Origin of the sequence: Azospirillum oleiclasticum, assembly GCF_013423485.1 — a bacterium.
Taxonomy (GTDB): domain Bacteria; phylum Pseudomonadota; class Alphaproteobacteria; order Azospirillales; family Azospirillaceae; genus Azospirillum; species Azospirillum oleiclasticum.
This window is the reverse complement of the sequence record NZ_JABFFR010000021.1, coordinates 202,409-216,060: the sequence shown is the minus strand read 5'-3', so window position 1 is coordinate 216,060 and position 13,652 is coordinate 202,409. Positions and strand designations below refer to the sequence as shown.

Annotated in this window: 10 protein-coding genes and 1 pseudogene; 4 read left to right on the top strand and 7 right to left on the bottom strand. The window is 69.8% G+C overall.

Going from position 1 to position 13,652, the window contains the following annotated elements; translation table 11 throughout:
- Positions 1-7: 7 nt before the first annotated feature.
- The 4 genes from HL658_RS21325 to HL658_RS21310 all read right to left on the bottom strand — a co-directional run bounded on the left by HL658_RS21325 (position 8) and on the right by HL658_RS21310 (position 4,620).
- Positions 8-934 (bottom strand): phosphotransferase, encoded by a 927-nt coding sequence (locus HL658_RS21325; RefSeq protein ID WP_180284610.1) that lies wholly within the window; start codon positions 932-934, stop codon positions 8-10.
- A 95-nt stretch (positions 935-1,029) separates the two neighbouring features.
- Positions 1,030-1,569, bottom strand: coding sequence for a molybdenum cofactor biosynthesis protein B (gene moaB, locus HL658_RS21320; RefSeq protein ID WP_180284609.1), 540 nt, complete (start codon positions 1,567-1,569; stop codon positions 1,030-1,032).
- A 34-nt stretch (positions 1,570-1,603) separates the two neighbouring features.
- Entirely contained in the window at positions 1,604-3,559 is a 1,956-nt protein-coding gene (locus HL658_RS21315) for a transglycosylase SLT domain-containing protein (protein WP_343055246.1), read from the bottom strand.
- Positions 3,560-3,741: 182 nt separating this feature from the next.
- Entirely contained in the window at positions 3,742-4,620 is an 879-nt protein-coding gene (locus tag HL658_RS21310; protein WP_180284607.1) for a uracil-DNA glycosylase, read from the bottom strand.
- Between the two features lie 126 nt (positions 4,621-4,746).
- Here HL658_RS21310 and HL658_RS21305 point away from each other — a divergent pair, with 126 nt between their 5' ends.
- Positions 4,747-6,393, top strand: coding sequence for an electron transfer flavoprotein-ubiquinone oxidoreductase (locus tag HL658_RS21305; protein ID WP_180284654.1), 1,647 nt, complete (start codon positions 4,747-4,749; stop codon positions 6,391-6,393).
- Between the two features lie 347 nt (positions 6,394-6,740).
- On the opposite strand, the pseudogene HL658_RS21300 reads toward HL658_RS21305, so the two are convergent.
- Positions 6,741-6,971: pseudogene (locus tag HL658_RS21300) on the bottom strand (transposase); the annotation flags it as partial.
- Positions 6,972-7,600: 629 nt separating this feature from the next.
- Here HL658_RS21300 and HL658_RS21295 point away from each other — a divergent pair.
- The 3 genes from HL658_RS21295 to HL658_RS21285 all read left to right on the top strand — a co-directional run bounded on the left by HL658_RS21295 (position 7,601) and on the right by HL658_RS21285 (position 11,742).
- Positions 7,601-9,622, top strand: coding sequence for a TonB-dependent receptor (locus HL658_RS21295; RefSeq protein ID WP_343055245.1), 2,022 nt, complete (start codon positions 7,601-7,603; stop codon positions 9,620-9,622).
- 91 nt (positions 9,623-9,713) lie between these two features.
- Entirely contained in the window at positions 9,714-10,079 is a 366-nt protein-coding gene (locus HL658_RS21290) for a hypothetical protein (RefSeq protein ID WP_180287656.1), read from the top strand.
- Complete coding sequence (locus HL658_RS21285) at positions 10,072-11,742, top strand: PepSY-associated TM helix domain-containing protein (protein ID WP_180284604.1); 1,671 nt, start codon at positions 10,072-10,074, stop codon at positions 11,740-11,742. The genes HL658_RS21290 and HL658_RS21285 overlap by 8 nt, the downstream gene beginning before the upstream one ends.
- Before the next feature lie 114 nt (positions 11,743-11,856).
- Here HL658_RS21285 and HL658_RS21280 read toward each other — a convergent pair whose 3' ends face one another.
- Both HL658_RS21280 and murA read right to left on the bottom strand, forming a co-directional pair.
- Entirely contained in the window at positions 11,857-12,339 is a 483-nt protein-coding gene (locus tag HL658_RS21280) for a DUF2948 family protein (protein ID WP_180284603.1), read from the bottom strand.
- A 16-nt stretch (positions 12,340-12,355) separates the two neighbouring features.
- A complete protein-coding gene (murA, locus tag HL658_RS21275) occupies positions 12,356-13,639 on the bottom strand; it encodes a UDP-N-acetylglucosamine 1-carboxyvinyltransferase (protein ID WP_180284602.1) in 1,284 nt (427 codons plus the stop codon).
- Positions 13,640-13,652 lie beyond the last annotated feature (13 nt).

The following is a 13,652-nucleotide window of genomic DNA, read 5'->3' as shown; positions in this document are numbered from 1 at the left end:
AAGCCGTTCAACAACCAGTTCGGAAGTCGGCGCGCACGCGCTCCACCACCTCCGGTCGGAACACGTCCTCCACATAGCGGCGCATATGCCGGGCGAGGGCGGCGGGCATGCCGGCGGACAGCGCTTCGCCCTCCACCGCCCAGCGCGCCATCCAGGTCAGCGTCCGCAGCCAGGTCAGCCGCCGCAGCGGCGTGAGCCACGGCCGCACGGCATCGGCGAGATCCAGCGGCACCGCCGCCTCCCACGCCGCCAGGAAGGCCGCGACCTCGGCGGGCGACAGCTCGGCGTCCACCTGCGGGTCCCAGCGGGTGGAGGTGTGGAGGCTGGCGTGGGCGAGGTCGATGGCCGGATGCCCGTACTGGGCCTTTTCCAGGTCGGTGAACCACGCACGACCGGCGGTGTCGATCAGGAAGTTGCCGGGGTGCACGTCGCTGCCGACCAGCGCGACCGGAACCGGCGCGTCGGGCAGGGAGGGGCGCAGGGCCGCCAGCTCCGCGGCCAGCAGCGCGCGCGTGCGCGGTTCCAGCGGAGCCGCGTCGAAGGCTGCGGCCTGCCGCTCCACCTGGGCCAGCGCCGCCGCCACCGGGTCGGGCGGGCTGACCAGGGGTGGGCGTGCCGCCATCGGCGGAAGGGGCAGGTGGTGCAGCGCCGCCAGGGCGACGGCGATGGCGGCCATGTCGCCGGGCAGGCGGGGCGGACGGCCGACCACCTCGTCCACCAACAGCGCGCCCATCGGCAGCCCGTCCGCTGGCGCGATCACCCGGTGCAGGCGCGGTGTCCGGCCCGACGCCTCCGCCCGGCGGAAGGCCGCCGCCTGATGCGCAAGGTTCGCCGCGGCGTCCAGCCCCACCTGGCTCCAGCGCGGCACCCGCGCCACGAGGCCGCGCCCGACCAGCCGCACATGGTCGTGCGCCACCCCGCGCAGTGGCAGCATCTCCAGCGCGCCCGCCTCGGGAAGGGCGGCGGCGAGGGCGGAGAGGAGGGGGGGCGTCAGCGGCGCACCCTCAGCGTTCCGTCATCTCCGCCCGATCAGCCCGTCTGGTGCTCGCGCAAGCGCGGCATCAGCTCCACGAGGTTGCAGGGGCGGTGGCGGTTGTCGAGCTGGAGGGCGAGAATGCCGTCCCACGCGTCGCGGCAGGCGCTGGGCGAGCCGGGCAGGGCGAAGATGTAGGTGCCGTTGGCGACCCCGCCGGTCGCCCGGCTCTGGATGGTCGAGGTGCCGATCTTCTCATAGGACAGCCAGCGGAACAGCTCGCCGAAGCCGGGGATGTGCTTCTCGAACAGCCCTTCCACAGCCTCCGGCGTCACGTCGCGGCCGGTCACCCCGGTGCCGCCGGTGGTCAGCACCACGTCCACCTCCGGATCGGCGATCCAGCCCTGCACCTGGGCCCGGATGGCGGCCACGTCGTCCTTCACGATGGCGCGGGCGGCCAGCCGGTGGCCGGCGGCGGTCAGCCGCTCCACCAGCGTGTCGCCGGAGCGGTCGTCGGCCGCGCCGCGGGTGTCCGACACCGTCATCACGGCGATGTTCACGGAAAGGAAGGGGCGGGACTCGTCGATCCTGGGCATGGGGCCGTCCGCGTGCCGGAGGGGAGGAACGCCCTCATTCCCCCAGCGGGTCGTAGGCGTACGCCTCGACCGGCGCCGTCTGCGCCACCTGGGAGGGGCGGGCGTCCCGTGAGCTATAGACCGGCCAGCGGCCGGCCGCAACGGCGTCCAGCGAGGCCGTCTCCTGCCCCAGACGCAAGCGGTACACCCAGAAGTTCGCCATCACCTTCTCCACATAGCCGCGCGTCTCGGCGTAGGGGAGGCTTTCCATGAACAGCAGCGGGTCGTTGTCGAGCGTCGACAGCTCGCGCCGCCAGCGCTGCAGCGTGCCCGGACCGGCGTTGTAGGCCGCCAGCATCAGCATCAGGTTGTTGCCGATCTCCGGCATCGCCAGAAGCTCGGCCATGTAGCGCTGGCCCAGCTCCAGGTTGGTGGCTGGGTCGAACAGCGCGGCCTTGCTGGCGTCGTTGATGTCCTCGTTGCGCTCGCGCACATGCTCCGCGGTCATCGGCATGATCTGCATCAGGCCGGTGGCTCCGGCCGAACTGACGAGCCGCGGGTCGAAGCGCGATTCCTGGCGCATCACGGCGAAAACCAGCGCCCGGTCCACCGCGAAGCCGTCGCGCGGGCGCCAGTGCGGCACCGGGAACAGCGCCGCGTCGTAGGGCGCCCCCTCCGGCGCCATCACCGCGTTGCCGACCCGCAGCGCCAGCTCCGGCAGACCGCCGCGCTCGGCCAGCGCGATCAAGGCCGCTTCCAGAAGCGGGTTGCCGCGGGGGTTGATGCGCAGCAGCTCGCGCTCGGCCGCCTCGTACTGGCCGACCTGGATCAGCGCCATCCCGCGCCGCCCGTCCGGCCGCTCGGCCAGTGCCGCCAGATGCTCGCGCGTCAGGTGCGGCACCGTGAAGCGCAGGCGGCTGGTCTGGCCCAGCGCGCGTTCCGCGACCAGCCCGTAGAAGGTGTGCGGGAACAGGGCGGCGGCGGCGAGATAGGCGCGCGCGTCCTCCTCCCGACCCTTCTTGCGGTGGGCGCGGGCGGCCCAATAGGCAGCGGCCGAAGCTTGCCAGGCGGAGGAGGGGCGGGCGGCCACCATCGCCTCGAAATGCTTGGCGGCACGGTCGTACTGCTTGCTCCGCCACGCCGACAGCCCGGCGATCCAATGCGCCTGGGTGACGACGGAGCCGGAGCGCGCCGCACTGGCCGAGGCGAGCGACAGCGCTTCGGAGACCTGCCCGGAGTAATACATGCCGGCCGCGATGCGCGAGCGGGAGGTGTCGTACTGCACGCTGTCCAGCTTGGCGCCCACCTCGTCGGTGCCGAGAAGGCCCAGCGCCGCGGCCGGCTTGCCGGCGCGCAGCAATTCGTTGACCCGCTCCACGGCGCTACGGTCGGTCTGGGAGCGCGGCTTGGCGCGGCTGCGCGGGGTGACGCTCACCGCCTCCGCCGCCTCCTGCAGGTCGAGGAGCGCCTCGTCGGGTTCGGCGTCCTCAAGCCCGCTCTCGGGCGGCTCCATGTCCGGGCGGAAGCCGGCGAAGCGTTCGAGCGAGCCGTTCAGCCGTTCATCGCCACTGCGCGGGCTGCGTGGTGCCTTCTGGCCGGCAGGCTGGCGCCGCACGGCGAGCACATGGATGCGCTCGGCCCCGCCGTGATCGGCGTAGAGCCGGAGCCATTCCGCCAGCTCGATGTAGCTGGCCTTGCGGTCGGGGTGCAGGTAGCGGTGCTGCAGCACATGGCCCAGCAGGCGCTTGTCCGACAGCTTCCGGATCTCCTCGTCCGCCGCGGACCAGTCGCCGCGATCCTGCAGGGCGAAGATGCGCCGGTACTGCGCGACCTGTTCCGGATTGAGCTGCCCCGGGTCGTCCGGTGCGTCGGGGACCAGCAGGTCGTCCACACGCGCGTAATCCGGCAGCGCGGTCGCGCCGACGTCCGGAAGACCGGTCAGGGGGGCGGTGCGCACCGGCCAGTCGGCCGCTTGCGGACCCGTGGCGGCGCCGACCGTCAGCACCACCACCGCTGCCCCGAGGAGGTTCCGCCGCAGCCTTGTCGATTTTGCTGCGTTGCAAAAAGTCCCGAGCATGGCGGAGACATAGCTGCCCGGGGAGCATTCTGCAAGTCCATAAAATGCTACATTTCTGACGTCAGAAATGAAACATCAATGTCAGGAATGTCTTAGATGCCGGATCCCATGATGGCTTAGCCCGATTGGGCAAGTCGGCTCCGCAACGTCAGCATGTCCCGCCAAGCTTCGCGCTTGGATACAGGGTTGCGCAGCAGGTACGCCGGATGGAGCATTGGCAGGACCGGTACCGGCTGGTTCGAAGCGCCCACCGGATACTCGAACCACTGACCGCGCAGCCGCGTGATGCCCTCCGACCGGTTCAGCAGCGTCTTGGCCGAAGTGCCGCCCAGCGGCACCAGAACCTCCGGCCCGATCAGCTCCACATGGCGTTCCAGGAAGGGCAGGCAGGCGGCGATTTCCGCCTGGGTCGGGCTGCGGTTGCCGGGCGGGCGCCAGGGCAGGATGTTGGTGATGTAGACGGAACTGCGGTCGAGCCCGATCTGTTCCAGCATGCGGTCGAGCAGGCGCCCGCTGACGCCGACGAAGGGCTTGCCTTGCCGGTCCTCGTCCTCGCCCGGCGCCTCCCCCACCAGCATGACGCGGGCCTGCGGGTTGCCGTCGGCGAAGACGGTGTTCATCGCCCCGAACTTCAGCGGGCAGCCGTCGAAGGCGCGCAGTGCCGCCTCCAGCTCCGCCAGCGTCGCGGCCTCCCGTGCCCGGGCGCGGGCCGCCATGCCGGCCTCGCTGGCGCCGAGCGGTTGCGCCGGCTCGATGCCGGGCAGGCCGGCCGCGGGGAACGGTGCCGCGGCGGGGGCCGGGCGGGGCCGCGGCGCGGTGGCGGAGTCGCCGCGCAGGGCCGGCGGCGGTGCCCCGGATCCGGCCGGCGCGCGGGCGGTTGCGGCCCGCGACGCGAAGGCGATTGCCCAGTCCATGGGCTCCTCGCCGACCGCCTCGTCGCACCCGACGTCGGCATGCCAGCGCAGCGCAGCGAGGATGTCGCAGAGGTCACTCATAATTTGACCTTAGCACGGGATGTGTGGTTTCACATGAGCTTAACCACAAGCCGTAGGGGCAGGCCAGGGGGGACCGGCCGCACCCGCCGGCACGGACGACGCAACCAAGAAATCATGAGGACGGAGATGGAGCGCGAACCGCGCGAGGCGATGGAATACGATGTCGTGGTGGTCGGCGCCGGCCCCGCGGGCCTTGCGACGGCGATCCGTCTGAAACAGCTCGCCAACGACCGCGGCCAGGAGCTGTCCGTCTGCCTGATCGAGAAGGGGTCGGAGGTCGGCGCCCATCTGCTGTCGGGCGCGGTGTTCGAGCCGCACGCGCTGGCCGAGCTGATCCCCGACTGGAAGGAGAAGGGCGCCCCCCTCCAGACCCAGGCGAAGGAGGACCGCTTCCTCTTCCTCACCGCCACCCGCGCGCTGCGGATGCCGACCCCGCCGCAGATGCACAACCACGGCAACTACATCATCTCGCTGGGCAACCTCGCGCGCTGGCTGGCCACCCAGGCGGAGGAGCTGGGGGTGGAGATCTACCCCGGCTTCGCGGCGGCCGAGGTGCTGTACGACGAGACCGGTGCGGTGAAGGGTGTGGCCACCGGCGACATGGGCATCTCCAAGGAGGGCGAGCGCACGTCGGGCTACACGCCGGGCGTCGAGCTGCACGCCCGCCAGACCGTGTTCGCCGAGGGCTGCCGCGGCTCGCTGACCAAGGGCCTGTTCCAGCGCTTCAACCTGCGTGAGGGCGTGGACCCGCAGACCTACGGCCTCGGCATCAAGGAGCTGTGGGAGATCGATCCCGCCAAGTCCAACCCCGGCCTGATCGTCCACACCATCGGCTGGCCCATGGACCCGAAGACCTATGGCGGGTCCTGGCTGTACCACATGGACGGCAATCTGGTGTCGGTCGGCTTCGTGGTCGGGCTCGATTACTGGAACCCGCATCTGAGCCCCTTCGAGGAGTTCCAGCGCTACAAGACCCACCCCGCCATCCGCGCCACCTTCGAGGGCGGGCGGCGCATCGCCTATGGCGCGCGGGCGCTCAACGAGGGCGGCTTCCAGTCCATCCCCAAGCTGACCTTCCCCGGCGGCCTGATCGTCGGCGACGCGGCCGGCTTCCTCAACGTGCCGAAGATCAAGGGCAACCACACCGCCATGAAGTCCGGCATGGTGGCGGCCGAGGCGCTGTTCGACCATCTGACCGGCGATGCCGGCGGCAAGGAGGTCGCGGCCTATCCCGAGCGCCTCAGGCAGTCCTGGCTGTGGTCGGAGCTGCACGCCGTGCGCAACATCCGCCCCGGCTTCCAGAAGGGGCTGTGGGCGGGGCTGGCCAACGCCGCCTACGAGACGGCGGTCAAGGGCAAGTCCCCCTGGACGCTGCACCACCACCACGCCGACCACGCCACCCTGAAGAAGGCCAGCGAGGCGCCGCGGATCGAGTACCCCAAGCCCGACGGCAAGATCAGCTTCGACCGCCTGTCCTCGGTGTTCATCTCGAACACCAACCACGAGGAGAACCAGCCGGCGCATCTGACGCTGAAGGACCAGGAGACGCCGATCCGCGTCAACCTCGCCCTCTACGACGCGCCGGAGACCCGCTACTGCCCGGCCGGCGTCTACGAGATCGTCCGCAACGAGGACGGCACCAACCCGCGGCTGCAGATCAACGCCCAGAACTGCGTGCACTGCAAGACCTGCGACATCAAGGACCCCACCCAGAACATCAACTGGGTGGTCCCCGAAGGCGGCGGCGGTCCGAACTACCCCGGCGGGATGTGATGTGACCTCCCTCGCCCGCCTCCGGCGGGAGAGGGAAGGGGCCCATGCGCAACAGGGTGGGGCCTGCGGGTGGCCGAACCGCCAAGGCCGCTCCGGCTGGGCCTCGGCGGGGTCTACGACGCCCCCGGCGCATGCTGGCCCAGGTCGAGGGCCTTCGCAGGGTGGAAATGGACCGCCTCCGGGAGTTGTCCTGTTGCTGAGGCGCGAGCGGCGGCGGCAAGGAGGCCCATGCCGATCTCGCTGGAAAGGCGGCCACCAGCCGCCGCCTCAAAGAGCCGATCGCTACCGGTGCCTCCACCCTGGTGACGACGGCCGGCGCTCGTGCAGCACCTGCTCCAGGACATCGCGAGCGCCTTGGTCCGTTCCGGCCCGTCCGTTGTCGGCTCCGGCCGTTTGCCCTGGTCGCGCGCGGCCTGCCGGACCCAGTTCCGCAGCGCCTACGGATTGCGGCCAAGCCTCCCCGCGATCGAGCTGATCGCCGCCCACTGCGAGGCGTGTCCGCCTTCGTGCCCGAGCACCACCCGAACCGCGCGCTCGCGGACTTCAGGGGCCAATCCGGGTGATGGCCGCGCTGTCATGACGACTCCATCCTCTCACCGGTTATAAAAATGCGAATGATTTTCATTATTGAAGTTTATGAGTGTCACTATATTATCCAGGCCAACCGCAGGGAGGGCATATCGCCCGGCACTCGCGAACGGGGTGGGGAAATGGCGCGAAGCGGCCCGGCCCGGACGCTGGCCGACTGCATGAACGATGAGGAGCATGGTCTCTTGTGATCGATGTCCAGGCCGGCACCCGATGGCCAACGCGCCGAGGCGACCAACAAGAACAAGGCCCACGGGCGACCCTTCAAGCCGGCACGGCGCCAGGACCGAGGCGGATAACACGCACAGGCACGAAGCCGGACCGATCATTCCAGATGAATTTCCAAGGGGCGTCGCGATGCGCCGGACGCCGGTCCGGTGGCCGCTGATCGCGCCTTCATTCGGATTGCTGTTGCGCGCGCGAGGCACCGGGGCCTCGGCGCAAGGATCCAACAAACAACAAGGGGCCGGAGAGCATGAGGGTTGCAGTTGGGCGTTCTGGCGGTGTCTTGCGACTGGTGTGTGCCCTGTCCGCTAGCACAGCGCTTTCCGTTGTACTATCGGCATCAGCTGTCGCGCAGACGGCACCGGAAGCGCCTCCCGACGGCGACGGCTCGGTCGTGCTGGACGCGATCCAGGTGCAGGGGACGGTGCAATCCCGTTATGACAGTCGCTTTACCGATGTGGGCGGCCGTCTGACCAACGACATCACGGAAATCCCCCGTTCCATCGATGTGATCCCCGAGCAGCTGCTGCAAGACCAGCACGCGCGGGAGATGGACGAGGTCTACCGCTACTTTCCCAACGTCGTGAACAACGACGGGTACGGCGGCACCCGCGAGGATTACATCATCCGCGGCTTCCGGCGGCGGGACGACGTCTATCGCAACGGCGTACGCTTGAAGTCCAACAGCCGCATCGATCCGGCGACCATCGAAAGCATCCAGATCTTCAAGGGGCCGGTGTCGGACATCGGCCAGATGACGCCCGGTGGACTGGTCAACATCACCACCAAGAAGCCGAGCTGGACATCGCGCAACCACGCCGAGCTGAATTTCGACGAGCACGGCGAACGCCAGGGGATGATCGATTCCACCGGTGCCCTGTCGGAACAATGGGCGTACCGGATCGTCGGCAGCACCGAGAACAGCGAAACGTTCCGCGACGACACCACGATCAAGCGTCAGTTCTTCGCCCCCACCCTGACCTGGATGGGCGCCAACGACGCCACGGTGACCATCGGCTACGAGTACAACCGGGACCAGCGGCCACTGGACCGCGGCACGATCACGACCGCGACAGGGTCGGGGTCCCGCAGCGTGGCCGATCCGGGCCGCTCCGTCCGGTACGACGCGCCATTCTCCGACCGGGATTCACGCTCGCATCTGGGCGAGGTCGACGCCTCGGTCCCGGTCGGCTTCCGGGACTGGAAGCTCGAAGGCAAGCTGTTCTACTCCAACGAACAGACCGACGAGATCCATTCGGAGGTTCGGAGCGTGCTCGCCAACGGGACGCTGGTCCGGCGTGTCGAAGGCAACGACGACCGCAAGCTGAGCACCTTCTTCACCCGTCTCCAGGCGAAGGGCAGCCTTGATGCGGGGCTTCCGCTCCGGATCGCCACCGGCGTCGAATACCGGTACCAGGAGGAGAGCTGGATCAACTTCGTCGGCGCCAACCAGACCGGCGGCACGGTCCAGAACCCCGCGTCCAGCCGGCTTGTGAACGACAGCGCCACCGCCAGCCGGACCCATCGCCGCGTGGAGCAGGCCGATTTCGGGCCCTTCATCCAGGCGGACATCGATCTGCTGCCGACGCTGACGCTGACGATGGGCGCCCGCTACGAGTTTTATCGCGGCAGTGCCGTCGTGCGGAACCTCCAGAATTCGTCGGTCACCAGCGGTTCCTATCCCACCGACCAGAAGTTGACCAAGACCGCCGGCCTGATGTGGAAGGCGACCGGGAACGTTTCGCTGTACGTGTCATACGCCGATACGTTCCAGCCGCACAATTTCTACAACGGCGACACCACGGTCTTCCCGGCCGAGGAGGGGCGCCAGTACGAGGTCGGCACCAAGGTCAACCTGATGGGGGAGCGCCTCTTCCTGACCGGTGCGGTGTTCGACATCAAGCAGGAGAACGTGGTCGAGACCGTCAACGGCGTGGCCCGGCTGACCGGCGGGCAGACGTCGCGGGGCTTCGAGGTTGCGATGGTCGGCAACCCGTCGGAGGGATGGAACATCCGCGCCGCGTTCGGCTATGTGGACGCGGAGTATGTGAGTGACGATGCCGCCATCGACGGCAACCGTCCGACCAACGTGCCCACCCACAACGCCAGCCTGTGGTCGAGCTACGAGTTCAAGGACCCGGCCAGCCCCCTCAACGGGCTTGGGCTGGGCGCCGGCGTGACGCTGGTCGGCAACCGCTACGGCGATGCCGAACACAGCTTCGAACTGGGACGCTACACGTTGGTCGATCTCGGCGCCTGGTACTATCTGCCGATCGGTAAGGACCGCCAGGTCCGCTTCGACGTGGGGGTCAAGAACGTCACGGATGAGGATTACCTGACGGCGTCCGGCGGCAGTTATCGCGTGGCGGTGGGGTCCCCCCGGACCTTCTATGGTGGGATCAGTGTCGATTTCTAAGCCACGCCCGTCGAACCGGCGTGACCGCCGGGTCGTCTGGGGGCTCTTTGCCGGTCTTCAGGTCCTGTGCGCGGTCGTTGCGGTCGAAACGGTGGGCACCGAAGCGGGGTTGACCCTGGCCCTCATGGAAACCGGCCTGACCGGCGGCGCCCTGACCTTGTGGTTGCGCGAGCCGGTCCGGGCGGGAACCGAACCACGGACTCCGGATCGCGTCACCACGCGGGCCGTGACCGGTGGGAGCGGGCGCGTGTGGCTGTCCCTTGCGCTGGCCACGCTGGTGGGGTTTCCCGCCAGCGTGGCGCTCTCGCTGGCGATGGGTGGCGCCTTCGGGTGGCGGGGGGAGGATCGGCTGCTGGGCGTGATGTTGCTCGCCCCGGCGATCTGGAGCGGTCTTTGCTTCGCCGTGCTGTGGCGGGTGTTGCCCGGCCGGTCGCGACGGGGGTCTGCCCATGCCTGATGCCACCGCGTCCGGCCCGAACGCCTCCGAGCGCCTGCTCGCCGTGCATCGCTTTGTCGGGCTGGTGTTCTGCCTCCTGATCTCCTGGTCGATATGGACGGGGATCCTGGCGTTCTACGCCGATTTCATCCGCCCCTGGATGATGCCGGAGGTCGCCCGAGCGGCGGTGTTGTCGGCTGGCGGGGCGCCGCCGGAGGCGTCGCGCACCTACGATCACGTGGCGGTGCGTCACGAGGTCGGGTCGCACTGGACGATGATGGCGCCCAACGATCTGCGGCCCTTCTTCATCTTCTCCGGCCGGATCATCGCCAAGGACGAACCCACCGCCGGCAATACGCCGCTCAGCAACCTGATGGTTCACCCGGACACCGGGCTGATGGCGCCCTGGAACGGATCGCTGGCGGACGGGCTGTTCCGGCGCATCCACACGGACCTCCTGCTGCCCAAGCCGTGGGGCCGGCTGCTGATGGGAATCGCGGGCGTGCTGATCGTCATGCTGACGCTCGGCGGGCTGTTCATCCATGGCAAGATGATCCGCGACGCCTGGGCATGGCGCCGGCGGTCGCCGGTGCTGAACCTGAGCGACGGGCACAAGCGGTTCGGGTTCTGGCTGACGCCCTATCTCCTGCTGCTCGGCCTGACCGGCGCGGTCCTGGGCATGAAGGTGGCGAGCGTCCCGATCGGCGCAATCCTGTGGAGCGGTGGCGACGCGCGCGTGGCCGCGGCCCTCGTCCGCGAGTCGGGGGAGACGGCGCGTGGCAACGCGCCCCCGGTGGCGCGCGACGCGGTGTCAGCCGGGATCGACCGCTGCGTGCGGAGTTTTCTCGACCGCTTCCCCGACACCCGCCTTGGCCGCCTGCGGCGCGACGAGGGGATCCTGATGGTGGAAGGCATCCCCTTCGGCCGTCTGAGCTGGGCGGGCGAGGGGGCGGGGGCGTTGCGGAGCGACTGCGCCCTTGCCACGGGGGAGATCGTCGCGGTCCACGACGCCCGCGAGGACGGCGGTCCGGGTGTGGTCGAGAGCGCGCTGCGGCCGATCCATTACGGCCGTTTCGGCGGGCTGGGCACCGGCCTGATCTACTGTGTCCTGGCCCTGCTGTGCCTGTGGAACATCGACACCGGGATGCGCCTGCTGTGGCTGCGGGACGGGACCGGCGCCGCCGCGCCGGCCATGGGCCGGGTCCCGTGGTCGTTCCGAATTTACGCCGCCAACAACACCCTGTACGTCTGCCTGCCGCTGCTTCTGCTGCTGGATAATCTGCTCGCAGGGACCACCCATTGGGGATTGCTGGCAGCGTTGACGGGTGGCGTCGTCGCGCTGCATTGCATGCCTTTCGCGGACGATGCGCGCAATCGGCTGGTCGGAGCGCTCACGCCGGTGATCGCGCTGACCTATGCCGCGCTGCCGCTCGCGCGTCAGCTGATGCTTCCGGACGGGCCCTGGTGGGAATGCCCGCCGATCCCGGTGATCGACCTCACCTTGGCCGCGTTCGGCGCTTGGCTGCTTTGGCGATCCCGGGGACAGCGTGCCGGGGTGACGTCGATGGCGTTGCTGCAGCGATTGCGTGGGGGCCGATCATCGCGGATGGGGGCGACGACCTGGACAAGTCCGCCCAGGCCCGAGCGGCCGGGGCGGGCTACCAAGGTGCAAGACCGGCGGTGACGCTCATCATCATGCAAGCGACCGTCTTCCCGTTCAGCGACTGTGCCATGTGGGAATCCTCGTCGGTTGCGGGTTTGCCGCAGCAACCGCATCCCGCCCGTAAGGTTCCGGGCCTCAGGCGCCGCTCTGCTCCTCGCCCTCCAGCGGGTGGCAGGGGCGGCAGGCGGTGGGCCAGGGCTCGCCCAGATCCTCCACCATGCAGCGCCAGCCGGCCCCTTCCACGCGGATGCAGGCGCCGCCGGCGAAATGCAGCTCCACCCCGTCGCCGGCCGCCTCCAGCGTCAGCAGCTCCAGGATCCGCGCGCGGTCCTTGATGTCGAGGCCGCGGGTGCGCACGGCGGTGACGTTCTCGAAGCGCACGCCGCAATGGGTGCGCTCGAAGGGGAAGAGGTGGTCGTCGTCGGCGGTCGGCCCCGGCCGCGCCGCGTGGTCGGCGCCGACCGTCTCCCACTTGAAGCGGTTGACGACCAGCACGAAGCGCCGGTCCTCGGGCAGGAAGCACATCTCGCCGATCGGGACGATGGCGTCCTGAAGGCAGGCGGAGACGATCTTCAGGTCGTCCTCGTCCTCGGCGCGCAGGCGGATCGGCGTGGTCATCGTGGCCCCCGGCGGTCTAGTCGGATTCGCGTACCCGTTCGATGTCGGCACCGCAGGCCGCCAGCTTCTCCTCCAGCCGTTCGTAGCCGCGGTCGAGGTGGTAGACGCGGCTGACCGTCGTCTCCCCCGCAGCCGCGAGGCCGGCGAGCACCAGCGACACCGAGGCGCGCAGGTCGGTCGCCATCACCGGCGCGCCGGTCAGCCGCTCCACCCCGCGGACCAGGGCGGAGGCGCCGTGCACCGTGATGCGTGCCCCCATGCGCGCCAGCTCCGGCGCGTGCATGAACCTGTTCTCGAATATGGTCTCGGTGATCATCGCCGCACCCCGCGCCGTGCACATGAGCGCCATCATCTGGGCCTGCAGGTCGGTGGGGAAACCGGGGAAGGGCTCGGTCATCGCGTCCACGCCGATCAGGTCGCGGCCGGTGCGCGACACGCGCACGCCCCCCTCCACCTCGGTGAACTCCACGCCGGCCTGCGCCAGTACGGTGGCGGCGGCCTGGATCAGCTCCAGCCGGGTGTTGAGCAGCGTGACATCGCCGCCGGTGATCGCCGCCGCCATGGCGTAGGTGCCGGTCTCGATGCGGTCGGCCACCACCATGTGCCGGGCACCATGCAGCCGGTCCTTGCCGCGGATGCGCAGCCGGTCGGTGCCGATGCCGCTGATGTCGGCACCCATGGCGACGAGGCAGTGGGCGAGGTCCGACACCTCCGGCTCGCGGGCGGCGTTGACCAGCACCGTCTCGCCGCGGGCGAGCGTGGCCGCCATCAGCAGATTCTCGGTGGCGCCGACGGAGACCTTGGGGAACACCACCTCGGCCCCGACCAGCCCCTTGGGCGCGCGGGCGACGATGTAGCCGCCGTCGATGTCGATCTCCGCCCCCATGGCCTGTAGGCCCTTGATGTGCAGATCGACCGGGCGCGCGCCGATGGCGCAGCCGCCGGGCAGCGACACCCGCGCCTCGCCGCAGCGCGCCACCAGCGGCCCCAGCACCAGCACGCTCGCCCGCATCTTGCGGACGAGGTCGTAGGGCGCCGTGGTGCTCGCGATCCGCTCCGCCGTCAGGTCGAGCTGCCGCCCCGCGCAGGAACCGGCACCATTCAGGTGCTGCGCCACGCCGTGCTGGTCGAGGAGGCGCATCAGCGTCTTGATGTCGGCCAGATCGGGAACGTTCGTAAGGGTCAGCGTCTCGTCGGTCAGCAACGCGGCGGTCATCAGCGGCAGGGCGGCGTTCTTCGCCCCGCCCACCGCGATGCTGCCGCGAAGCGCGTTGCCGCCGCGGATGCGGATCTTGTCCATGGGGGTTCGGCTC